Genomic DNA, 23,048 nt, shown 5'->3' on the forward strand with positions numbered 1-23,048 from the left:
GGTTTATTGAGTTAGTATTTTCTTAAGAACTCGTCAACTTTATCTATTGCCGGGTCAAGATATTTATCTATATCGTACAAGTCCATATGCGATGCACCCTCTATCACAAACCATTCTTTTTCCCCGGCTGCCATTTCATAAACTTGTTTGTCCATATCGTGGGTAAATGCTTCGCTTCCCGCAATTACCAAAAATGGTGTGGTAAAATACTTTGCCTGATTTACAAATACTCTTGCAGGGTCAACAGGCATACCAATTGTTGGGTAATAAGGCGAATAATTTGGAATTTTGTCGTGTCCTGCTCTGTTGAAGTAATATTCATAAGCATCTTTTAATGCTTTTGAAGCATTTTCTGGCGGTGGTATAGGCATTCCACCAAATGTTGGTGCAGTGTCGTATTCGCCCGTTTCGTAGTAGCGTTGTTTGCCTTCTGCGGCTACTTTCAACATTTTGTCAAGCACTTCTTTTGGATAAGCACCAAATAAACTTGCGGCTGCATCAAAATTGCCCACAAGTGTTGCAACGGCTTTAATCCGAACATCGCCAATTGCTACATTACAGATATAGGGCGCACCCGCACAAGCTCCAAGTCCATAAAATTTCTCTCTGTCAACAAATTTTAAAGTCCTCAAAAAACTAATCGCATCTGTTGTATTGGGAATCATATTGTGCATCGATTCGTAGTTTCTTACTTCGCCCTCACTATCTCCAAAATTTATAGGATCAAAAACCAAAAAGGCGTAACCTTTGGCAGCAAGTTTATTACCGTAAGTTGCGCCAGTTTGTTCTTTGACCTGTGTACCGACACGTGTATATATGATCGTTGGATACTTCTTTTCGCTATCAAACCCTTTGGGTAAATATAAATCTCCCGCCAATTTGTAACCTTGGCTCATAAAATAAACCCTGTTTTTTCCTTCCTTTAACTGAGAGTAGTCTACAGTCAAGACTTCTTGATTTTTCATTTTATTACTATTTAAATTGTTATGTAATTCTATTTGAGAGAAACCCGTTGTATAAACGCACATCATAATGGTTGTTGTGAAGGCGATACGTTTTACTCTCCTGGGCAACCATAAATTCCGGTTTTTTGTACGTTTGTTCATATAACTTTTGCTCTTAAATTTCTAAATCAAAATTAATGAGTATCAAGGTGTTGACTGTATCCAAATCTCTTAGGGTTGTGTTCAAATACAGGATTTTATTCAAATCCGGTTGAGAAGCTCAGCTCTTTCAGTTGTTCCAGATTTTCAAGCTGAGATTTGTAATAATTTACAGCTCTTTCATAAGCATCTCCCCCCATCAGCAAATGCAAAGGCGCATTTTCCTTTCCCGCGGTATCAATTAAAATCTTAACCAGTTTATCGGGATTTCCCGGCTGCTGTCCGTTAAATTGATTCATAGCATCAACCAGATTTTGTGTGCCGTATGCTTCAATTTTATTTTGGGCTACCGGAAATGCGCCTAAAAAATTTGTTCTGAAAAGCCCCGGAGAAACAATGGTCACTTTCACATTGAATGGTTTTGCTTCCAACGCCAATGCTTCAGAGAATCCTATTACAGCCGATTTAACAGCGTTGTAGCTTCCAGCACCTGCATCGGCAGAATAACCCGCAGACGAAGCAAAATTAAAAAAGTGACCACTTTTTTGCTGTCTGAAATATGGCATTACATTCCTGATTACATTTTGGAATGCAAACACATTAACAGCCACTGACTGCTGAAATTCTTTGGCAGAAACTTCCTCTAATGCCCCCAAAAGCATATAACCTGCATTGTTTACGGCAACATCAATTTTTCCAAAATTTTTTACCGTTTCATCAATCGCTGCTTTTACTTCGCTATCATCGGTAATGTCAACGGTTAGTGCTAATAAATTCGGGTTTGTTCCGATTTTATCTTCAATGCTTGCTTTGTTTCGTGAAGTTGCAGCAACTTTATAGCCGGCTGCCAATAATTTTTTTGCAAGTGCTAAGCCAAAACCATTTGAAGCACCTGTAATAAACCAAACCTGTTCTTTTTGATTATTCATCTTAATATAATTTTTGTTGTTAATAATGTTTTATTGAAAATTGTTTATTTAAGTCCTCCTGAGACTTCGATGCGGCTATCGGCTAAAAATGCTGAGTCATCGCTTGCTAAAAATACCGCCACTTTAGCTACATCCTTCGGAAAACCCATACGACGTAATGGAGTGGCTTTTATATATTGTTCAGCAACGCCGCCACCAAAATCAACCTGTGTCCCTTCAGTTTCAATTGCTCCCGGAGCTATAGCATTCACCCGAATATTTTTTGGGCCTAATTCTGCGGCAAGCGCGTGCGTAATGCTTTGTACAGCACCTTTAGTTCCTGAATAAATTGAATAGGTAGGTACGCCTTTTTCACTCACTACCGAAGTCATATTAATAATGCTGCCGCCTTTTTCTCCAAAATATTTTACTGCTTCCCTTGTCGCCAAAAGATTCCCAAGAACATTGATACTGTAATGACGATTGAACTCCTCTACGCTTATTTCTTCTATAGGGATTGATTTGAAAACACCCGCATTGTTTACCAAAATATCCAAACGACCAAACACTGTATTTGCTTCTTCAAACATTTTTTTTACATCTGCTTCTTTTGAAACATCAGCATATATTGCAATAGCTTTACCGTCCTTTGCGATAATTTCATTTACCATATTCTCTGCGCCTGCTTTATCACTTGCGTAATTGACTACTACACTGGCACCTTCCTCGGCAAATGCTCTGGCAATGCCCGCACCGATACCTTTGGATGCCCCTGTTACAATGGCTACTTTTCCTTCTAATTTTTTCATTTGATTATTATTTTACTTTTAAAATATCTTGTCTTCTCTCTTCAGAAAGCCACGGATTTTCTACATCATCAAAATCGGTAGACATGCTTACGGATTTCCATTGCTCAAATTCTGCTTTTCTATCGGCATCAACGACTTCCAGAATAGCAACAGCATCTGAACCCAAAACCAGGTGAACAGGCGGCTCGGGATGTTCCACCAAATCAATGATCACTTGTGCTGCTTTGTCCGGATTTCCTAACGGTGTAATGTCTTTGAGATAATCTTTAAGAGATTGCAGGATACTTTCGTAATCATCGATTGGTTCGGCATAGGTCATTGAATTGCTTGCCCAATCTGTACGAAAGCCGCCCGGTTCAATAGACGTAACTTTGATGCCAAATGCGGCAACTTCTTTACTTAAAACCTCGGTAAAACCTTGTAAACCGAACTTTGCTGCCTGATACATAGAAAATCCTGCGGAACCAACCCTCCCGCCAACTGAACTCACATTGAAAATGCTGCCTGAACGTTGTTTACGCAAATAAGGCAACGCCGCTCTTGTAATTTCGATAGGTGCATATAAATTCACATCTAATTGGCTTTTCATTTGCTCATCAGAAAATTCTTCGATAGCACCCGTAATACCAAAGCCTGCATTGTTTACTAACACATCAATTCCTCCGAAGTGTTTTACCGTTTGTTCTACTGCTTTATGGATTTGAACCTTATTGCTCACATCTAATTGCAAAGCAAGAATTTGATGGGGAAATTTTTCTGCCAAATCATTTAATTGTTTCGGGTTTCTTGCTGTGGCTGCAACGCTGTCGCCTTTTGCTAAAACAGCTTCCGTTATACTTCTACCCAAGCCTCGTGAGCTTCCTGTGATAAACCAAACTTTACTCATCTTTATTAAATTTCTTTTGTTTGCAGCAAAATTATCCCAAAAAAGATATACATTTGATACCTGTATACAAAAGGATACTTAAAATGAGTAAGGGTAAAAAAGAAAAAGAGCGGAATTTTGAAGAAAAAATAAGGTTTGTGCAGGACACATATTTTGTAATTGGGGGAAAATGGAAATTGCCAATTATTATTTCTATTTATCACGGACACAATCGCTTCAACGAAATTTTGCAATCAATTCCGAAAATTACAAATCGTGTATTGTCAAAAGAATTGAGGCACTTAGAAGAAAATGAACTGATTTCGAGAAAAGTTTACGACGATTATCCCGCTAGAATAGAGTACACGCTTACGGATTACTGTCACAGTGTAACTGACGTGTTAACGTCTATGGAGAAATGGGGAAAACAACATCGCGAAAGGATTAAAGATAAGATGTAATAGTGTTATTAGTTATCTATCTGCTGTTTATCAATTGGTTTCTACGCTTATCAAAGGCATCATCCAATCAATCCTGCGTCTGCATCTCCTTTCCATCTTATTTGGAAGCAACTTTTGGCTTTGGCTACGGCACGTCATGGAAAATCGATATATATTGCCTCCAACCGGCGGGCAGAAACCTAAGAATTTTTTGCAGTATTTTCTATTTCTGTCAACCGAGATTTCATGATATTACTTAAAAACAACCTTCAATAAACTTTGAAGGCTGTCTGATCTTATACTTTGGTAATTTCGATATTGCATATCAAAACTTATGGCAACTGCATTGATTATTTTGACTGTAATTTATTTACCGAAAAATACAGTATCCCATTCCTGGTGAAATATTTCTGCGCCCAACTCCAAACGTCTGTTGTATTCATTATTTGCTGCAGCACCCACCACATAGCGTAAGCGGTTTTTACCGTCCGTTGCCGCTTCGTAAATCACTTCTGAAACGGTCTCCGGAGGTTCAAGGCCGTTGATGACCTCGTCGCTGAAGAACATTTTTTTGAACCCTTCAAAAAATTCATCATACGCTGGATGTTCCGGAACCACCAATGATCGTCCGACAAAATCTGTTTTGGTTGGGCCAGGCTGAACTGTTTTGACCTGAATACCAAGCTGACCGAGTTCAAACGCCAAACTTTCCGTCCAACCTTCGATCGCCCATTTGGTTGCGTGATATAATGAAAAGAATGGATAAGCAACTAGCCCGCCAATTGAGGAGATGGTTATAAAGACGCCCTCCTTGTTTTTCCGAAAATGTGGAATAAATTCTTTCGTCAATTTTATAACGCCTAAAAGATTTGTATTGATCACCTGTTCAATTTGCTGATCTGTGGTGCCCTCCAAAGCTCCAACAGTACCATAACCCGCATTATTCAACACTACATCAACTTTTCCTAGTGAAGTAGCCTCTGCAACTACCGATCTGATCTGTTCAAAATCGGTAACATCTAAAGGCAAAAGCGTTACATTTTTCAGCTGAGTAAGTTCTGTCTCTTTCTCAGGATTCCTCATTGTTGCTATCACATTCCAGCCTTTTTCGTGGAAGAATTTTGCTGTAGCTTTTCCAATTCCTGACGAAGCACCAGTAATAAAAATTGTTTTTGTCATTGTTTTAAAGAATTTTATTGATGCAAAATTAGAACAGTAACAAAATTTGATGCTAATACAAATCAATCACATATATACAAAAATCAATCAGTCCTGAATTGACTTGGCGTTATTTTAGTCTGCTTTTTGAAAAAATTGTGAAAGTGCGTAGTTTCTTTAAAGCCTAAGGCAAATGCAATTTCTGATATGTCCTTATTGGTATACTTCAATAAAATTTTAGATTCAACCAAAATGCGCTCTTGTATTATAACAGATGTTGATTTATTCACTACCCCTTTTAAAGCCTTGTTCAGATGATTGACATGAACAGATAATTTCTCTGCAAAATCGGATGCTGAACGCAAGCGTAGTGTTCCAACATCTTCGACAGGAAACTGACGCTCTAGCAATTCCAAAAATTGAGTAGTAATTTTTTGAGAGGCATTTGTCGCATTCTTCCGAATAGACGCAACAGGTATTAATTTTTCTGTATTGTATAAAAGTTCAAAGACAGACACACGCATTTTGTCGTATTTGTGTTTATGATCAGACGTCCACTCAGTAAGCATTTCGCTGAACACTTGTATCGCCCATTTGACTTGTTTGTCGCTCAGTTCAAGAATTGGCAGGCCTTCCGGGTGAAAAACCGAATAGTTTTTCGGATTACCGAAATGATGAAAAAAACTTTCTGTAAAAACACAGGAAAATCCATTTTGATTTTTACCAATTTGCTCCCAATTATAGGGGATCTGGGGATTTGCAAACAACAAGGCCTGCTTTTTTATTTCAATAGTTTTATCTGAAAAATGTACTTTATTTCTTCCTTGTATCAGGCTTATTTTGTAATAACCTCTGCGACTGTAAGGTATAGGTTTTATGCTGCAACCCGCGAGGTCATCAAATTTGAACACATTGAAATGTCCAATCTCGCTTTTTAAATTTGTTGGAACAGCACTAAAGCGTTCAGTATAAAAATCTTCAAGTGTCTCGACCATTTTCATTTTTCAAATGTACAAAATTCAAATAAAAAGGTAAATCAAATAGACGATATTTTTTGATAGAGATTACGATCAAGCCCATCATTTTTCCCAATGCTTACTGGCACTAACTTTTCATTTTTTGACATTTATCCGGTTCTATTCCGAAGACCCGTTATGTGTACAAAAGAGTGCTGCATAGTGGACCAGACCGCAAAGTACAATATTATCTTTTACCTTTATAAGTTCTTTGAAAATTTTCAATTTGAGTAATAAATCATGAAAGTGTTATAATTATAGCTGCACTACAAAGCATAGCCGAATTTGTTCATAAATGAACATCTGGAAATATTTCCATAGAACAAGTATTTGGATAATAATTAAGTAGTTGGCCTTACGTTAAAATGTTACAAGTTTCCTTAAGAAGCTTGGTGATATTATACTTTTAGCGTACCAAAGTATTTTTTTATATAAACAGCATTTTTAAGGACAGCAAATATTCACTTAATTGATCCGGTAATTTATTAATTAAGCATGTGCACATTTTGGTATATTGTTACCTAATTTTAATAGCTTTTTTGAAAAAAGGCTCAGATTATAAAATCCAAGCCTAACTTTTTAACTTACACACTTCGTGGAATAATATCTTTAAATGATAACATTGTCAAATTCAATAGTAACAGAATAAATTACTTCATCAACGTAAAGCTGTTATCAGCTAGGCAAAATATACATTGCTTGAAAAATGAATATTGGTAATGAATTAATACTAACGGTTTGCCTAGGCCTTTCTATAGTTGACGTCAAGATCATGTTCAAAATGGGGACTTAAAAGTGTATATATGGTGGATAAAACATACCAACTTTTGACATTTGTAATTTGAAAAGACTAAGTTATCAAATGAACTATTCAACGCAGACAGATTTAAAGGAATGAATCTGTTTAAAAAATAATGATCCCCTGCGAATAAATTAACGCCGGGGATCATTATCTGATGGCTTAAAAGAATGGTGATTCTTTGAAGAAAGCCTTTTATATTTTCCCTTTAACTTCTTCAAGAGTTGATGGCTTGCCGAGTGCACCAAATTCGTGCAGATCGCCAAACACTTCGATACGGATGGACTGGTCAATTGTACCGACGTTCAATGCTTCAAATCCTGCATCACGGATCAAAACTTCTATGGCATCGGAAACATCACTGTGGTCCGTAGCATAGAACATTACTTTGGCCGGTTGCTGGTGGGCCGCATTAGCCAAGCTTTCAACACCCAGGGTTCCGAAGGTTTTGACAACTTTGGCATTATTTCCCACAAGATCGTTAATGATCTGTCCGGAAGATTGGTTTTGGTCGATTATTTTTTTGAATCCACCGTTTTCATCCGGTGCTATGGGATTGGAGACATCAATTATGATCTTACCTTTCAACTCACCTGCGAATTGCTGAACAAACTCCTGCTCTACATTAAACCAAACGGTCGGTATCACAATATCGGCAGCCTTTACCGCCTCACCGATATGTGCTGACTCTATGAGATCGGCATTATTTGCTGCAAACGCGACAGCGTCGTCGTAGTTTTTAGACGCAACTATAATTTTTCTTTTTCCTTTGATCAGGTCCGTGGCCAACGCCTTACCGATATTTCCTAATCCAATGACTGCAACTTTCTGTGTGTGTGACATTCTTATGATTTTTTGTTACTGAATAATTTTATAGTACAAAGTTCATCTAAAATCACCTACCACTCCAATGAACTAGATCAAGAAAAAATCTTGACCTGGTTTAAGATTTGCCATGTACCCGCCTGTTTCTCAACCTACTGAGGAATTCCGGAGTAATTCCCAAAAACGATGCGATCCGTACTTGAGGGAGACGGTTGATAAGGTGGGGATATACCTTCATAAAGAAATTATAACGGTCCTCCGCAGGGGAACTTATATTTTGAAACATTCTTCTCTGAAGGGCAACATATGCATTCTCCATTAGCTTTCGAAATATACGGTCAAAGGCGGGAAACTCATCAAAAAGCATGGTAAGATCTTTATAGCTGATCTGTAGGACAATGGTGTCTTCCAATGCGTCAATATTCAACTCGGATGGACTCTGATCATTGAAGCTCCATACATCGGCGATCCAACCATCTTCTGAGGTGAACTGTAATATATGGGTATTTCCCTTGAGATCGGTCTTGTACATCCTCAAACATCCCCTGACCACAAAATTATAATGATCGCAGACATTCCCTTCTTGCAGGACATACTGTCTTCTGCGGTAAATTCTGGGCTTGAAATGGTCTTTTATATACATCTTTTCAGCTTCACCCAATTGGGTGAATTTGCTGAAATAGGTTAATAGTGGTTCTGTTGACAATAACATTTTTTTATTTTAATTGGATGACTTTGATAATCGTTATGCAATTGGTAGTTTAACTGGCAATGCCCAACTATAAACTTACAACAAAAAGTTAAAATAATGGTCATGAAAAAAACACCTTTCCTTAACCATCATCAAGATGACATGTAATATAGAATAATGAGAACTATTCGGAAGATTCATCACAGAACGCTGCCGATCGAAAATATATCGCGGAAATCAAGTTAAAAGTGATAATCTTTATTATGAATAAGAAAGTCTTCTACTGTGACTAAAGTATATTTCCATCATTGTATCTATCCGGCACATTGGTGCTTAATACATATTTGGACCCTCACAATTGGTAGAAAATACTTTTTCTGTAATTCCCCCAGATCGGCCACGCCCCACTGAATAAAATTTTGGAAGGGCGTTATGCTCGCTACTTGAGACGGAAGGAAGAAGAAACTATGACGGGGAAAACAGCACATCTTCAAAAAATTATTTAAATTTGTATTAATCGTTTGCTGAGAAACCACTTTGCGTTCATAGGATTTATGCTATAACAAAAGGTCAAAGTATGATAAACGATCGGGATGAATTAGATTTGCAACGCCGGCAAAACCCATAGAATTGGAAAACATTTTTAACTTGGAGACTTTCAAGAGGACATTCCTTAGGGATATTCCATCGGATTTCCAATGGCAGTCCACAGCTTTGCAGTGCTATAGCCTGTCCTTTCTGAAAGAACACTTCCGTCTTCCTATCCCGCTGATCAGGACCGACTACGATTTTCTATTCTACCTTGAACAAGGGAACTTTACCTACAGGATAGATAATGTACGGCAGCACATTCAGGAAAACTCCATCGTATTCGTCTCTGCAGGCACAGTTAATTCTCTGGAACATATTTCTAACGACGCGAAGGGCTATTTTATCCTCATCGAGGACCGGATCATGCCGGCCATATTTGACAAGGCGGAATTGCTAAACCTTTTCACCATATATCCCGTCCTGCAGATCAGAAAGGCCGAAAGCCACTGGGTGGGCAATTTGTGCAAGCTCCTGTTCACCGAGCTCGATCTTCAATCGCCCAATGTTCAGATCGCCCGTGGAATTTGTCAGGCACTGCTCTATAAGGTCCTGGACCTGTCCGGCGAAAAGAAGCAGCTCACCACGGTCCAAAATATTGCCATACAGTTCAAACAGCTTGTTCACAAACATTTCATCGATCATAAATCTACCGCATTCTATGCCGCATCAATGGCCATTTCCGAAAACTACCTCAACCGATGCGTGAGGACCGTATTTGGAAAAAGCACCAAGGAACTGATTCTTGAAGTATCGATTTTCAATGCACAGACCCAGCTCTGGGACCTTTCGAAAAAGGTCTCGCAGATCGGCTATGATCTTAATTTTGAGGACCCATCCTACTTTTCAAGACTTTTTAAAAAGGTCACCGGTGTCTCTCCGACAGAATACAGAACTAAGATCCTGCACGATTTGTCCTAGGATTTGCCCTATCCATTCTATCTCGGAGCTATAGGCTTCTCTAATTTTGTCCTGTCTAATTCCAGCAGGTATAAGATGGCTTTGACCATACTGACCTCCGGAAATTAATTTCACAAACATTATGAGAGCAAGTAACTTATCGAAGCTGAGCTTAGCTTTAGCATTTTTTAGCCTTACATCTGTCGTGCAGGCACAGACCATTGCCGAAGACCAAGCCCCACAACAAAGTCCCCCCATCAATATGGAAGTGATGGCAGGAAGCCGAGGCGTCTATTATCAGGTCATGGTCAATAAAAAGTTCCGAAGCATTCCCAAACTTGGTTTTTTCAGTGTAACCAACGGAAATGCACCCTGGGAAAAGGAGATGACGCCGGATATCATGACCCAATCGCACTTGACCTACACCCTGTTCAAAGGTCTGGACATAACGGGCGGACTGCAATACACTCCTGTATACGGCTTTAGACCTGTGGCCGGTCTGATCTATTCCTATGCCACGCCGGAGCTTCTGATCGTGGCCAATCCTAAGATCGATCTGGCGAGCGACTGGGCATCTGAGAATATGGCGCTGGTCGAATACAGGCCAAGGATCAATGAGAATTGGTCATGGTATGGTCGCGTACAGGGTTTATACGGCTTTGTTCCCCGCTCCGGAGACCATAACAGAAGTTACATCTATCTGCGGGCAGGAGTCGGATATAAAGAGTTCAGCTTCGGCGTGGGTTCCAATTTTGAGTGGTACGGTCCTATGAAGCACAATGAGAACAGTGTAGGTTTATTCGCCAATGTCCTCATCTTTTAAATAAAATATAGTGAAAGTACTCAATGCAAGGTACTTTCATTTGATATCGAAGTTAAAAAGATCCCATTCTCTATTAACAACTAAAATACAGCTAATAATGAAGCTAAAAAATATAATAGGCGTTATCACGGTCCTGACATTGATGACAGACTGTAATGAAAAAGCGAAATCTGGGCATGACCCTTTGAGCAGCTCCGAGATCAGTTCGCAAGACAAAGGAAATGAATTGTCAAACGGCCCTATTGCAATTTTGACCTTGAAGGCCGGAGACGATATGAAGTTTGACCTTTCTGAATTAAAAGTACGGGAGGGGCAGACCGTAAGGATCATCCTTCATCACACGGGAACTATACCCGCATCTGCGATGGGACATAATGTTGTACTCCTGCAAAAAGGTGTGGATATTCCTTCTTTTGCAGCAGCCTGCGCAAAGTCTGATGCTCCGGATTTTGATATTCCAGCCGATCGCCTGAAAGAGGTGGTCGCCCACACGAAAATGATCGGAGGAGGTGAAACAGCTGAGATCGAATTCAAGGCCCCGCCAAAAGGATCATACGCCTTTATCTGTTCTTTTCCTGGTCACTATGCCATGATGAATGGAATGTTTACTGTAGAATAACAAATAAATGAATATGTACATACTTACTAAAAACCTACATGGCATTTTTGCCTATATTTCATTGATTCTCCTGATCTTTGCGGTCATCTATGCAATATATGGTCTATTGAGAAGGACCGATTACGGAAAGCCCGCCAGGATCATATCGATGCTCGCTCTGTCAGGTGTTCATATGCAGATTGTAATAGGGTTGGTACTTTATTTTCTTTCACCACTCGGATCATCTAATGTATCAAGGGAAATGATGAAAAATTCCACATCCCGTTTCTATGCATTGGAACATCCCTTTATGATGTTGATCGGTATTGCACTGATCACCATTGGATACGTAAGAGCTAAAAAGGCGTCGGAAAAAAAGCGTAAATTTCTCTCAATCGCCATCTTCTATGCTATCGGCCTATTGTGCCTTCTTTCCAGGATGCCCTAGCCTCTCTGCATCTCCATTTAGACCATAACAGTGCCGTCATTTTTATGACTGCACTGTTATTATGTGATTTATACGACAATCCTTGTTATGATTCAGTCGTAACATTGCTCCATAGGGAAGGGAATTTAAGGATAGTACTACTCTAAAGGTGCTCGACCGGACCATAAGTCCAATACTTATAGCTTACGTTTTGGTCCATCACCGATCGGCATGGAATCTTCATATGATTGCCTTGAACTCCGTAGGTCTCAGATTCGTAAGCTGCAAAAACGTATTACTGAAGGCTGTAAGACTTGAATACCCTACCGCATACGAGATCTCACTTATCCCCATATCCGTGTCTTTCATCAGTTCCATTGCCTGGATCACCCTCAGCATTTTGAGATATTGGACAAATGAGATCTGCAGCTTTTCACTAAAAAGCCTTGTCGTACTCCGTATGCTCATCGCAAAATGTTCAGAGATCATACCTAATGTCAGTGGCTCTTGCAAGTTGTTCCTCATGAAATCGACCACCTTCATCATCTTTGGATCGTCCGTGGTCGGAAGCTGGATGGAGAATTTTTTCAGTTTTTCTCTCGGCAGCAAATGTTTAAGTGCATTGAGCAATTCATGCTCCCAAGACCCCTTGAAATAATTGCCGTACCATGGCGCGGCAAAATTCAACATCTCGGACATCAGCCTACTGACAGGATAGATACCTAACTCGCTGTAAAAAGGGTCCTCAGCACTTTCTTCATACGGAAAATAGATGTTGATGATAAAGAGATCCATAGCATTGAACATCAGGCTATGGATATAATCTCCGGGGATCCAGATATAGTGATGCGAAGGAATATAATAATCCTTTTCCCTGGTCTGCAGATAGGCAATACCTCCAAAGACCAGCAACAGTTGCCCTTTATTATGGCGATGTGGTGGCAGTCTCTGTTCAAGTTGCTGACGCAGGATCAGTATGGACGAACTGAACTCATCAATCTTATCATCCCATTCTTTAATATCATCCATTGTTATTATTCTTTGCAGCCAAATGGCCTGAATAAGCAAAAATAAGGCTAATTGCATCAAAAAAGATCGGTCCAACTGAAATAATTTTGTACTCAGATATTTTTAAATACAATCAATGAACAGATATTTTATTGTTTTGCTGTTTGTAATGTACTGCAACAGTGTATTCTCACAACAGAACAAAGACGGAAATGGGCTGACCTTGGAAGAGGTCTGGACAGCAACCGACAGTAATAACAAGAAACTCAAGATGGCAGGCTTTAGCAGACAGCAGGCCGAAGTGGCAGTAGAGGTGGCAAAAGACCGTAGGATCCCATCTGTAACAGCATTGGGCAATGTCGGGGTCAATACCGATCTGCCTGTCTATAATAATGGTTTTCTAGCATCACACGATAATTTCCCTGTGTCCAGATACACCTATTCTTTAGGCTACCAAATGGAGCTTAACGTCTACAGCGGGGGAAGGGAAAATATAAATATAAAAATCAGCAAAGAAGAACTGCTCAGGAATAAAAATGAATATGAGCTGCAGCGCAACAATATAAGGTATGCTGCTGCAGTCGCCTATTACGACCTCCATAAATTTATACAATTCCTTCGTTTCACCACATCGGAGATCGTGACCGAGAAGAAACAGATGGCCACGATCGAAAGCCTTTTCAAAAACGGAACGGTATTAAAAAGTGATGTCCTAAGGGTCAATGTCAAACTATCACAGCTGGAGCTGGCAAGATCGGATATCGAAAAGAAGATCAGCATCGCCAAAGAACGGCTCAACATACTGATGGGCAGAAACAGTTCTGAGGAAATAAGCATCCCCATGGAAGAAGCAATCGATGTTGAGGCATTTACTGAAAACCCTGATGACAACCATTATGTAGATATGGCCCTAAAGCAGTCTCCTGATTTCAAGATGTATGAAAATGAGTATGAGATCAGCAACCTTCTGCTCAAGCAGGTAAAATCCGAACTTATGCCAAAAGTATCCCTATATTCAGGATACAATTTGACCTATCCCCAATCTTCATTCTTTCCCTATTCAACAAACCTTTGGGGCTTCGGTCAGACCGGTGTGAGAGTCTCCTTTTCTCTGGACAAACTCTACACCAACCGGCACGCAGCAGAGCAGGCAAGATTTCAGACCTTGCAGCAGGAAAAAAAGATGGAGGTCATGAAAGACGATCTCACCATCGAAATTAAAGAGGCGTACCTACAGAAAATGCAGGCCTTTGAAACGGTAAGGACCGCAGAGGAGAATATCAGGCAAGCCACCGAAACGGTGAGGATCATCAGGAACAGCTATATGAACCAGGAATCACTGCTGACCGATCTTCTGGAGGCAGAGAATATGCTGCTGGAGGCAAAATTCGCATTGACTTCCGCTCATATCGATGTGGTGATCAGCCATATCAGACTACTTGTAAAAACAGGAATCATTTAAAGACTATTATGAAAAACAACAAAAAGGACCAAATAATTATTGCATTCACCAAATGGACAGGGATTTTGATATTACTGGGAATAACAGCGTGGGGACTTATCTATCTGTACGATATTACAAAATATGAGCAGACGAACGATGCCCAGGTGGATGCCTATTTGTCACCGGTCAACGCCAAGGTCGGAGGTTATGTCGAGAAGATCTACTTCGAGGACAATCAAAAGGTGAAAAGGGGTGATACACTTCTGGTCATTGAGCAGGACGAATACAGGATCAGAAAGAACACCGCATCTTCAGAACTCATGAGCTCGCAGGCAAAACTGGATATTCTGGCCGCGGCCGAAGAATCCCAAAGAAGGAATATTGACGTTATCAAAGCCAGGATCTCCGGTGCCGAGGCCAAATTACGTCAGCAGGAACAGGAATATGAGCGGTACCAACAACTCTACAAGGAGGAATCCACCACGAAGCAGAAACTTGAGAATGTATTTGCCACGATGCAGATCAATACCTCTGACTACAATGAGACACAGGCCTTACTTAAAGCGTCCGAGGCCAAATTGAATGATCTTCACGCAGAGCGAAAGGCCATACTGGCGGAGATCGGAACCAAGAAAAGCCTTATGGAACGGCAAGACCTTGATATCAGATATACGGTCATTACTGCTCCGTTTACAGGACAGCTTGGAAAAAAGACCATTCAGGAAGGGCAATTGGTACAACCCGGTCAAACCCTTGCCTTTCTGACCAATGAGACCGCAGAAAAATGGGTGGTTGCCAATTTCAAGGAAACACAGATCGGCAAGTTCAGAACGGGGCAAAAGGTAAAGGTCAAACTGGATGCATATCCGGATGAAGAGTTTTCGGGTCTTATCGAATCTTTTTCACCAACGACGGGATCGAGATATTCTTTGTTGCCTCCTGATAATGCGACCGGAAATTTTGTCAAGGTCATACAGCGCATACCCGTAAGAATAAGGCTTACAGAAAACCGTGAAAGAATCTCGAGGTTGTCCCCGGGTATGAATGCCAATGTCTATATCATCAAATAGGAAACTATGCAAGCACATCAGATACCCATATTCAAAAGCTGGGTTCCGGAATGGGTCGCCAGAGGCATCCTGTTCCTCATACTACTTACTTCCGCCATCGGTTTTGCATTATATGCCAATAATCCTGAAAGCATACAGTCGTTCTATGGGGTTGAACCGAATGATGTTCAGTTTTCCATCGTGCTTATGTATGCCTCCATCGCCAGTTTCCTGGCACTGGATTTCCGAACGGTCAAATATTTTACAACCCGCAGATATTTGCTTACAGGACTTTTTATAAATGCTGTATGCTACATCATCTGCTTCTACACTAAAAACTGGGAGCTATTCCTTCTTTGCAGATTTATTCTGGGTATTTCATGTGCACTGATAACGAGTATAGTCCTAAACCTCATCTTTCCAAGGATCCATTCAAGCAGGGCAAGGGTCATTGCCTACACCATATTCTATTCAGGTCTTCAGATGATCTCCCCACTGTGCGGGATCTATACATCAAGCGTTCTCCATTATCTTGATTTCAACTGGCTGTTCTTCGGACTACTGATATTACTGGTACCGGTGATCCTAATTGTCTACGTCTCGATGAACAGGGGCGCGCGAATTTTCAAAAAATTTCCGCTGTTCGATGTTGACCTGACCGGCTACCTGCTTTATACTGTCATCTGTATCATGACCGGCTACGTACTGGTTTTCGGTCAGCAACTTAATTGGTTTGGGAACATTAAGATCAGGGTATTGTCCATGATCATATTCCTCGCACTGGCGCTGTTCGTTCTCAGGGAGGTCAAGTTGAAGAGGCCTCTTGTAGACCTTCGTCTGCTACAGACACGAAATGTGGTACTAGGATTGCTCATCTTGTTTGTATTTTACATTTTTAAAAGCACTTCTGGATTTACATATGGTTATTTGGAACATGTTCTTGGGACCGACCCTCTTAACATCATTCCGATCTGGGCATCCAGCATTGCAGTAACGGTCCTCAGCATGTTTGTGACCTCAAGATTTGTTCTGGCAGGATTTTCCATGATCAAGACCGTGATCACAGGATTCATTATACTTGGACTTTTCTACATCTACATGCTTTTGTTCATATCCGATACTGGTGAGACGAATGATTTTATACTGCCTGTCTGTCTTTTTAGTATAGCTACCGGTGTCATTTTTGTCCCGGCCGTTATTTTTACCTTTTCAGCTGCACCACCCAAGATCGCTTTCAATACTTCCATTATCGGCATGTTTGCCAGGTTTATGGGTTTCTGTATTGCCATAGCCATCAACAACTATTTGCAGCTCTACTCCACTGCAGCGATCAATGAAAAGATAAGGGAATCAGTAACGGAGACCAACCCACAATTGGAAAGAGCTTTAATTGGGATCGAACAGACCTTGGTAAATAATGGCGGTGGCATCAACAGCGGCCATATTTCATCAGCCTATCTTAAAAACTATATCCATACCGAAGTTCTATCCAGATCGATAAGAGACTATTATGACTTTATGCTGGTACTACTTGTCACCTTCATTGCCATACTGATCGCTGTCCCGGGGATCAATAAGGTTGTTCTGAGGTTGAGAAAGGGATCGGTTCCCTACTGACAATATCCATTCCTTACCGTAGATCAAGAACGGTCCGGAGAAAAAATGTGAAATTTGTCTGCTAAATAAAAAATTAATTAAAATATTATATATACAATGAAAAATAAAAAAGTATTATTGATCAACACCCATTTGACATATCCAAATTGGTCCGAGGGCCAGCTGAATGAAGCATTTCATCAGAAAGCCAAGGCTTTTTTCCATTCCAAAGGTTTTGATGTTATGGAAACAAAGGTTGAGCAGGGCTATGACGTGGAGGAAGAGGTACAGAAACATCTGGAAGCAGATATCATCATCCTTCAAACGCCGATCAACTGGTTCAGTGCGCCATGGATATATAAGAAATATGTCGATGAAGTTTTCAACAGCGGCCTGCATAGTGAAACATTCCTGAAAGGTGATGGAAGGACCCGTGAGAATCCTGATGCACAATATGGCACTGGCGGCAAGATGACATCAAAGAAATTCATGGTCAGCTCCACATGGAATGCTCCAAAAGAAAGTTTTGACGATCCACAACAGTACCTGTACAAAGGACGGACTACTGAAGATGCACTTGTTCATATCACGAGCAACTACAGATTCTGTGGTGTCGAGATCGTACCGGACTATAACTGTTTCAACATCTACAAGGGTGGAGACAATGAAGCTGCCTTAGAGTTTTATCCTGTACATCTTGAAAAGGTTTTCAACTTGGATCAACAAAGTGTTTAAACCAGAACTTAAATTACGCATATTATGAAGTGGTCATGGAAAAGATAGAGCACCCACCATATTTTAGAGTATTATATACTCAAAGGTGCTGGATTTATTATTCATTTCACTTCTCTATGGGTCATAAAATTGAATGTTAACAGATCGTATTTAATTTTTTTTGATCAGGTACATCCAAGTTAATCGTTGCCGATATAATTAATTCTTGGATGTACCGCATTATCCGTTATAGGTTTTGTCAATTTCATACTGATGGTATCTTGGTGCTCACTCTATCAGAGATGGGCAGTAAAAGTCCAATAATGATTAACTGTGCCTATCTTTCTTTTGGATATTGAATGAAACTAACTTAATGTTGTTCTCAGATCACTTAAAACGGATATTTTTTCAATTTTTTCAGATCGAACTAAAACTTAAATGCTATCTAATTCATTCAAAATATTTATCTTTATCTTCTAATAAATGATCTGAACTGAATCCCATTAAGTCCACTCGACAGGATTGTTACTTTCTAAAATCCTTTCGAAATCATCCAGCAAATGTTTTGCTATTTATTCGGTTTCCACTTTTTGAGTTTGAAAAAAAACACCTGGGGAAAAATTATATTCGTTGGAACATTCTTATCCTTATTCAGCCTGATATTATTTCAAAATTTTTGAACCTGAATGATCTTCTTTGATCAAGAGACCGTGCCTTAGTTTTATCGAATATATCCTTATAGAACAATTTCAAGCTAAGCTTTTAATAACAGACATTTACCTCTCCGCTGTCCTTTTAATAAACGGATCGAAAGACAACCCTACGTTCATATAAAATGCGGTCTCTGGTTTTGCCTGGAAAATATACGACCCATAGGATGCAGATTTCTCGAATATCCTGATCCTCATCATACTTTTTGCTCCCCCCTTAAATGTTGCAACGAAAGAATTTCCAAGATAATGTTTATACATCAGGCCTGAGTTGATCTCGATCTGCCGGAATTAATATTTTCTATTTGTAGGGTCTATATTGTAGAGATAAAATGATGTTACATCAAGTTCACTACCAACAGACAGTCTGCTGTTTTCCGCAATTTTTTTTCTAAGGTAGACGCTCTTTGGTAAAATGACATCGGCAATAAGACTGTGGCTGAATTTATGCTCGTCATGATGGGAAAAATGTATCCCAATAAAAAGTCATTATAGTTGTGACTTCGGCGTTGTAATAGGTCTGGGGTATTCGAAAAGTTGTTTCTTGAAATTTGAGTTTTTTCTATTAGAGTGATCAAGCCGCCTCCCGAACTTGACCAATTGATATAATAAAAATTCTGATGTGGTAATATTTATTTCTAAATTTAAGACAGAATAATGATCCATGTCTATAAGATCTTCCATACCTGTACAACCGATGACAACCCAATTGGGTGTCTTTATTTCGAAAATAGCGAGCAAGGATTTTCATATAAATGAAAATCCTGACCAGTTCAACAGTATAAAGGAATCTCACAGGGACGAATATCATTTATTCCTGCTACAGGAAAAGGGTACAACAACCATTGAAATTGATTTTAATCAATATATCATAGATCCCGAAACAATTATTTTCATCCATCAAAATCAAGTGCATAGATTTATGGACTTTGAAAATGCGACCGTCAGCATTTGGGCTATTAGCAATGAAATCCTTAATTCCGAATACTTGAAACTATTGGAGGATATAACACCGGCACACACCCTGATATTACAGAAAGATACATTTGAGGTTATTTTGGAAGCGGTATCTCTTTGCTTAAAATTAGCCGAAAGAAAAGATGAAAAGTTGTACCGTTCATTATTTACCGGAAGTTCTGTTATTTTGACCGGCTTGGTGATTTCGCAATATTTGATCCAATCAAAACCTACAGACAAACTTTCTAGGTTTGAAATCGTAACAAAATCATTTAAAAAACTGTTGGAACGAAACTTTGTTACAGTCAAAAGCCCGAAAGAATACGCAACAAAGTTAAATATTTCAACTCCTTACCTGAACGAATGTATAAAAAAAGCAACAGGACATTCAGTTTCTCACCATATACAGCAGCGGGTCATTTTAGAAGCACAACGTCTCCTTTATTATTCTGAAAAATCGGTTAAAGAAATTGCGACTGAATTGGGATATAACGACTATCAATATTTTTCCCGTCTGTTTACTAAAGTGGCAGGAATGTCCGCTTTGGAATTCAGGAAAAAAAACCTCGATTAGTCCAATTCTTACCTTTTTTAATGCATTGTCTGAAATGGTGATTCATCGTTCCTTTGCATTAAAGTTTAACGTACAGGACCATGATTTCAAACATACCCAAATGGATGATCGGTTTATTTGGAAACAAATTAGCCCCTAATGTAAAAGTTATTTCCACTATTTTCTTAAGTCCACAAGTAAAGAAGATTTCTTTTCGAGGTGATATCTCTGAATGGGATTTTACCATTGGATATGCTTCCGTTATTCGGGTGAGTGAAACGGAATTTAGGAATTATACAATATCTTATCACGACAAAGAAAACGGCGTTTTTGAAATCATTTTTCACATTCACGGCAACGGGACAGGAAGCAAATTTGTAGACAGTCTGAAAGTAAGTGATGAATTGTTTATCAGTCCGCCAAGGGGGAAAAAATTATATGAAACCAACAAACAACAATTCTTTTCTGGCGATGAAACTTCATTAGGTGTTGCTTGCGCATGGCTGCCTTTATTGAAAAAAAATCAGCAACAATTTCAGTTTTATTTTGAGTTGGATGAAATTAACAAAAACGTTCCTGAATGTTTAGGGTTAGAAAATTATACTGTCTTTCCAAAAAACAATTCGTTTAGAAATGAAAAATGGATAAGCACCTTACCTTTATTCCAATCACAGCAATGGAAGACCGCAAATATTGCATTAGTCGGAAATGTCAGATCTGTTCAGGCATTCAGAAAAGTTTTGAAAGACAAAAAGCTAGGAACAATTTACTCGCAAGGTTATTGGCTTGAAGGTAAAAAGGGACTATAAATTGACAATATAAAGTTACTGACCCATCAATAACAAGCAGAAAAAGAATAACATTGGCATTCTGCCTCCAATTATCATGATATTTTCCCAGTGCATTACACAGGGATCAGTATCCTCATCTCAAAATGTATTCTGCGGAGTAAATATCCAAGTGCGATTTTTTCATGATCTAACTAAAAATAATGCAATTTTTCTTATAAACTACAATTTAGCACTTGACCTTTATTAAGAAGACTAATTCAGACAAAGAATACTACCAACCGGCATATTTTCATACTTTATACCGAAGCACTATAATTTAATCTATAGTTTGAGATTACCTCATTCATAATAAATTGAATATGACGAGTGCTTATGAAAAAGATTTCTTTACAAAAAAAAGATCAGAAAAATAGATCGGAGGATAGAATTATAGACTTTACGGCCAATACTTTAAAAAAAATTTCTTTCGAAAGATCTAAAAAGATTCTGATGGAATCTGGCTTAAATCCAACAGATGACGAAGTCAGGAGTATTAGAGATTTTGCACACGAGTTGGCAGATCTGATCATTAAAAATTATATTTTAAAATAAATTTCACTACATTAGCCTGATAGTCATAATGTTAACATCAAACCTACCACTATGCTAATTGCAGATTTATATATTAGAGTTTCTACAGATGAACAAGCTGATAAAGGTTACTCACAGAGAGATCAGCATGAAAGATTGGAAAGATATTGTCATCAAAACCAGATCACGATCGGTCAGGTGATATTTGAGGACCATTCTGCAAAAAATTTTAATAGACCAGAGTGGACAAAATATATTAATCACATAAAAAAAAGAAGTCTAAAATCAAATCTGGTTCTATTTACTAAGTGGGATCGCTTTAGCAGAAACGCAGGTGATGCTTATCAGATGATCAAATTATTGCTAGGCAACAACATCTCCCCCCAAGCTATCGAGCAGCCACTTGATATGTCCATTCCGGAAAATAAGATGATGCTGGCAATCTATTTGGCAGCTCCGGAAGTAGAAAATGATCGCAGAGCGTTAAATACTTTTTATGGGATGAGAAGAGCTCAGAAGGAAGGAAGGCTGATGGGAACAGCATCGTATGGATATGTAAATAAGTGTACGGAAGATGGCAGAAAATATGTTGGTCTTAAAGAGCCGGAAGCTTCAAATATGCTCTGGGCATTTAATGAGATTGCTAAAGGCAAGTACTCCATCAATCAAATAAGGCTGAAGATGAATACTATGGAAGGTGCAAAAATTAGCAGTACATCATTCTACAGGGCAATAAAAAATCCTGTGTACTGTGGTAAAATATTTATTAAAGCTTACAAGGATGAAGAAGCCTGTCTCGTAGAAGCTACCCATGAAAGTTTGATATCGGAGGTATTATTTAATAAAGTACAGAAAGTATTAAGTGGAAAAACATGGGAAGAAAGGCCGAATGGAAAAATAATTGCCCATAACCATTTTCCATTAAGAGGTTTTTTAAAGTGTCCAAGATGCGGAGGCCACATTACCGGTAGCGGATCGAAAGGTAAAAAGAATGTCTACTATTATTATCACTGCAAATCCAGATGTGGGTACAGATATAACTCTGATATAGTTAATGACGCATTTATAAAAGAGTTAAAAAAATATGAGTATCATAAGGGGTTTGGTCAACTTATCAAAGAAATACTTTTGATCAATTTTAAACATATTCATCAAAGTATCGACGTCAAGAGGAAAGAAATTTCTTCAAAAATCGTCAATTTAAATAATCGTTTAGATAGTGCCAGAGAAAAATATTTAGAGGATAAATTGGATTTTGAAGATTATCACCTGATTAAAAATGGAAGTAAAAAGAAAATCGACGCATTGGAAATGGATCTGCAGAATCAGAAGCTGAGTAGTAAAAACACCGATATCAGAACAAAACTGGATGAGGCTTTAAAAGTACTACCAAATCTCTCTCAACTCTATACTACAGGAGATTCTGATACTAAAAAAACGATAATGTGTTCGATTTTTGCCGAAAAACTCGAATTTCACGAAACAACTTTTCGAACACCCCATATCAACTCGGCGCTATCTACTATCTTGCTAATTAACAATCTGTTACAAAATAAAAAAAAAGGAAAAATCACTGGTAAAAGTGATTTTTCCCTTAGAGTGACCTCGGAGGGATTCGAACCCCCAACCGACGGAGCCGAAATCCGTTATTCTATCCAGTTGAACTACGAAGCCAATTTTATAAATGATAATTGATGAATTATAAA

20 protein-coding genes, 1 tRNA gene and 1 pseudogene are annotated in these 23,048 nt (G+C 39.0%); 12 read left to right on the forward strand and 10 right to left on the reverse strand.

Annotated features, from left to right (window positions below; all coding sequences use genetic code 11):
* Positions 1 to 11 precede the first annotated feature (11 nt).
* The 4 genes from BLT30_RS14520 to BLT30_RS14535 form a co-directional block, all read right to left on the reverse strand.
* Entirely contained in the window at positions 12 to 965 is a 954-nt protein-coding gene (locus BLT30_RS14520; protein WP_089874260.1) for an alpha/beta hydrolase, read from the reverse strand.
* A 236-nt stretch (positions 966 to 1,201) separates the two neighbouring features.
* Complete coding sequence (locus BLT30_RS14525; RefSeq protein ID WP_089874262.1) at positions 1,202 to 2,032, reverse strand: SDR family oxidoreductase; 831 nt, start codon at positions 2,030 to 2,032, stop codon at positions 1,202 to 1,204.
* A 44-nt stretch (positions 2,033 to 2,076) separates the two neighbouring features.
* Positions 2,077 to 2,820 carry an SDR family NAD(P)-dependent oxidoreductase gene (locus BLT30_RS14530; protein WP_089874264.1) on the reverse strand — a complete coding sequence of 248 codons (744 nt, stop codon included), beginning with the start codon at positions 2,818 to 2,820 and terminating at the stop codon, positions 2,077 to 2,079.
* A gap of 7 nt (positions 2,821 to 2,827) precedes the next feature.
* On the reverse strand, positions 2,828 to 3,706 hold the full coding sequence (locus BLT30_RS14535) for an oxidoreductase (protein ID WP_089874266.1): 879 nt from the start codon (positions 3,704 to 3,706) through the stop codon (positions 2,828 to 2,830).
* A gap of 83 nt (positions 3,707 to 3,789) precedes the next feature.
* Here BLT30_RS14535 and BLT30_RS14540 point away from each other — a divergent pair, with 83 nt between their 5' ends.
* Positions 3,790 to 4,146 carry a winged helix-turn-helix transcriptional regulator gene (locus BLT30_RS14540; RefSeq protein ID WP_089874268.1) on the forward strand — a complete coding sequence of 119 codons (357 nt, stop codon included), beginning with the start codon at positions 3,790 to 3,792 and terminating at the stop codon, positions 4,144 to 4,146.
* 345 nt (positions 4,147 to 4,491) lie between these two features.
* On the opposite strand, the gene BLT30_RS14545 is transcribed toward BLT30_RS14540, so the two are convergent.
* The 4 genes from BLT30_RS14545 to BLT30_RS14560 form a co-directional block, all read right to left on the reverse strand.
* Positions 4,492 to 5,304 (reverse strand): SDR family oxidoreductase, encoded by an 813-nt coding sequence (locus tag BLT30_RS14545; protein ID WP_089874269.1) that lies wholly within the window; start codon positions 5,302 to 5,304, stop codon positions 4,492 to 4,494.
* Between the two features lie 83 nt (positions 5,305 to 5,387).
* Positions 5,388 to 6,284: a helix-turn-helix domain-containing protein gene (locus tag BLT30_RS14550; protein WP_089874271.1), complete on the reverse strand. Its 897-nt coding sequence runs from the start codon at positions 6,282 to 6,284 to the stop codon at positions 5,388 to 5,390.
* A 1,009-nt stretch (positions 6,285 to 7,293) separates the two neighbouring features.
* Positions 7,294 to 7,941 (reverse strand): NADPH-dependent F420 reductase, encoded by a 648-nt coding sequence (locus BLT30_RS14555; RefSeq protein ID WP_089874273.1) that lies wholly within the window; start codon positions 7,939 to 7,941, stop codon positions 7,294 to 7,296.
* Between the two features lie 100 nt (positions 7,942 to 8,041).
* Positions 8,042 to 8,629 (reverse strand): Crp/Fnr family transcriptional regulator, encoded by a 588-nt coding sequence (locus tag BLT30_RS14560; protein WP_394332207.1) that lies wholly within the window; start codon positions 8,627 to 8,629, stop codon positions 8,042 to 8,044.
* A gap of 615 nt (positions 8,630 to 9,244) precedes the next feature.
* On the opposite strand from BLT30_RS14560, the gene BLT30_RS14565 reads away from it, so the two are divergent.
* The 3 genes from BLT30_RS14565 to BLT30_RS14575 all read left to right on the forward strand — a co-directional run bounded on the left by BLT30_RS14565 (position 9,245) and on the right by BLT30_RS14575 (position 11,544).
* On the forward strand, positions 9,245 to 10,123 hold the full coding sequence (locus BLT30_RS14565) for a helix-turn-helix domain-containing protein (protein ID WP_089874277.1): 879 nt from the start codon (positions 9,245 to 9,247) through the stop codon (positions 10,121 to 10,123).
* Between the two features lie 121 nt (positions 10,124 to 10,244).
* Positions 10,245 to 10,925, forward strand: a complete 681-nt coding sequence (locus BLT30_RS14570; RefSeq protein WP_139166668.1) for a hypothetical protein — start codon at positions 10,245 to 10,247, stop codon at positions 10,923 to 10,925.
* Positions 10,926 to 11,022: 97 nt separating this feature from the next.
* The gene (locus BLT30_RS14575; protein WP_089874280.1) at positions 11,023 to 11,544 is read left to right on the forward strand and encodes a plastocyanin/azurin family copper-binding protein; all 522 of its coding nucleotides are present in this window, start codon (positions 11,023 to 11,025) and stop codon (positions 11,542 to 11,544) included.
* 646 nt (positions 11,545 to 12,190) lie between these two features.
* Here the strand turns inward: BLT30_RS14575 and BLT30_RS14585 are convergent.
* Complete coding sequence (locus tag BLT30_RS14585; protein ID WP_245707187.1) at positions 12,191 to 13,054, reverse strand: AraC family transcriptional regulator; 864 nt, start codon at positions 13,052 to 13,054, stop codon at positions 12,191 to 12,193.
* 40 nt (positions 13,055 to 13,094) lie between these two features.
* On the opposite strand from BLT30_RS14585, the gene BLT30_RS14590 reads away from it, so the two are divergent.
* The 8 genes and pseudogenes from BLT30_RS14590 to BLT30_RS18505 form a co-directional block, all read left to right on the forward strand.
* On the forward strand, positions 13,095 to 14,420 hold the full coding sequence (locus tag BLT30_RS14590) for a TolC family protein (protein WP_089874284.1): 1,326 nt from the start codon (positions 13,095 to 13,097) through the stop codon (positions 14,418 to 14,420).
* Positions 14,421 to 14,428: 8 nt separating this feature from the next.
* Complete coding sequence (locus BLT30_RS14595; RefSeq protein ID WP_089874285.1) at positions 14,429 to 15,472, forward strand: HlyD family secretion protein; 1,044 nt, start codon at positions 14,429 to 14,431, stop codon at positions 15,470 to 15,472.
* Positions 15,473 to 15,478: 6 nt separating this feature from the next.
* Complete coding sequence (locus BLT30_RS14600; protein WP_089874286.1) at positions 15,479 to 17,068, forward strand: MFS transporter; 1,590 nt, start codon at positions 15,479 to 15,481, stop codon at positions 17,066 to 17,068.
* 96 nt (positions 17,069 to 17,164) lie between these two features.
* Positions 17,165 to 17,782 carry an NAD(P)H-dependent oxidoreductase gene (locus tag BLT30_RS14605; protein WP_089874287.1) on the forward strand — a complete coding sequence of 206 codons (618 nt, stop codon included), beginning with the start codon at positions 17,165 to 17,167 and terminating at the stop codon, positions 17,780 to 17,782.
* 1,353 nt (positions 17,783 to 19,135) lie between these two features.
* The gene (locus BLT30_RS14610; protein WP_089874288.1) at positions 19,136 to 20,002 is read left to right on the forward strand and encodes a helix-turn-helix domain-containing protein; all 867 of its coding nucleotides are present in this window, start codon (positions 19,136 to 19,138) and stop codon (positions 20,000 to 20,002) included.
* Positions 20,003 to 20,106: 104 nt separating this feature from the next.
* Positions 20,107 to 20,790: an FAD-binding oxidoreductase gene (locus tag BLT30_RS14615; protein ID WP_221405589.1), complete on the forward strand. Its 684-nt coding sequence runs from the start codon at positions 20,107 to 20,109 to the stop codon at positions 20,788 to 20,790.
* A gap of 354 nt (positions 20,791 to 21,144) precedes the next feature.
* Positions 21,145 to 21,363 (forward strand): hypothetical protein, encoded by a 219-nt coding sequence (locus tag BLT30_RS14620; protein WP_089874289.1) that lies wholly within the window; start codon positions 21,145 to 21,147, stop codon positions 21,361 to 21,363.
* 51 nt (positions 21,364 to 21,414) lie between these two features.
* Positions 21,415 to 22,407, forward strand: a pseudogene (locus BLT30_RS18505) (recombinase family protein); the annotation flags it as partial.
* 535 nt (positions 22,408 to 22,942) lie between these two features.
* Here the strand turns inward: BLT30_RS18505 and BLT30_RS14630 are convergent.
* A tRNA-Arg gene (locus BLT30_RS14630) sits at positions 22,943 to 23,016 on the reverse strand.
* Between the last annotated feature and the right edge of the window lie 32 nt (positions 23,017 to 23,048).

Source organism: Epilithonimonas hungarica, from assembly GCF_900102265.1.
GTDB lineage: Bacteria > Bacteroidota > Bacteroidia > Flavobacteriales > Weeksellaceae > Epilithonimonas > Epilithonimonas hungarica.

Bases quoted from the DNA above. Each gene is read 5' to 3' on its own strand.
- BLT30_RS14520 (WP_089874260.1), bottom strand. From the start codon at position 965: ATGAAAAATCAAGAAGTCTTGACTGTAGACTACTCTCAGTTAAAGGAA.
- BLT30_RS14525 (WP_089874262.1), bottom strand. From the start codon at position 2,032: ATGAATAATCAAAAAGAACAGGTTTGGTTTATTACAGGTGCTTCAAAT.
- BLT30_RS14530 (WP_089874264.1), bottom strand. From the start codon at position 2,820: ATGAAAAAATTAGAAGGAAAAGTAGCCATTGTAACAGGGGCATCCAAA.
- BLT30_RS14535 (WP_089874266.1), bottom strand. From the start codon at position 3,706: ATGAGTAAAGTTTGGTTTATCACAGGAAGCTCACGAGGCTTGGGTAGA.
- BLT30_RS14540 (WP_089874268.1), top strand. From the start codon at position 3,790: ATGAGTAAGGGTAAAAAAGAAAAAGAGCGGAATTTTGAAGAAAAAATA.
- BLT30_RS14545 (WP_089874269.1), bottom strand. From the start codon at position 5,304: ATGACAAAAACAATTTTTATTACTGGTGCTTCGTCAGGAATTGGAAAA.
- BLT30_RS14550 (WP_089874271.1), bottom strand. From the start codon at position 6,284: ATGAAAATGGTCGAGACACTTGAAGATTTTTATACTGAACGCTTTAGT.
- BLT30_RS14555 (WP_089874273.1), bottom strand. From the start codon at position 7,941: ATGTCACACACACAGAAAGTTGCAGTCATTGGATTAGGAAATATCGGT.
- BLT30_RS14570 (WP_139166668.1), top strand. From the start codon at position 10,245: ATGAGAGCAAGTAACTTATCGAAGCTGAGCTTAGCTTTAGCATTTTTT.
- BLT30_RS14575 (WP_089874280.1), top strand. From the start codon at position 11,023: ATGAAGCTAAAAAATATAATAGGCGTTATCACGGTCCTGACATTGATG.
- BLT30_RS14590 (WP_089874284.1), top strand. From the start codon at position 13,095: ATGAACAGATATTTTATTGTTTTGCTGTTTGTAATGTACTGCAACAGT.
- BLT30_RS14595 (WP_089874285.1), top strand. From the start codon at position 14,429: ATGAAAAACAACAAAAAGGACCAAATAATTATTGCATTCACCAAATGG.
- BLT30_RS14600 (WP_089874286.1), top strand. From the start codon at position 15,479: ATGCAAGCACATCAGATACCCATATTCAAAAGCTGGGTTCCGGAATGG.
- BLT30_RS14605 (WP_089874287.1), top strand. From the start codon at position 17,165: ATGAAAAATAAAAAAGTATTATTGATCAACACCCATTTGACATATCCA.
- BLT30_RS14610 (WP_089874288.1), top strand. From the start codon at position 19,136: ATGTCTATAAGATCTTCCATACCTGTACAACCGATGACAACCCAATTG.
- BLT30_RS14615 (WP_221405589.1), top strand. From the start codon at position 20,107: ATGATCGGTTTATTTGGAAACAAATTAGCCCCTAATGTAAAAGTTATT.
- BLT30_RS14620 (WP_089874289.1), top strand. From the start codon at position 21,145: ATGAAAAAGATTTCTTTACAAAAAAAAGATCAGAAAAATAGATCGGAG.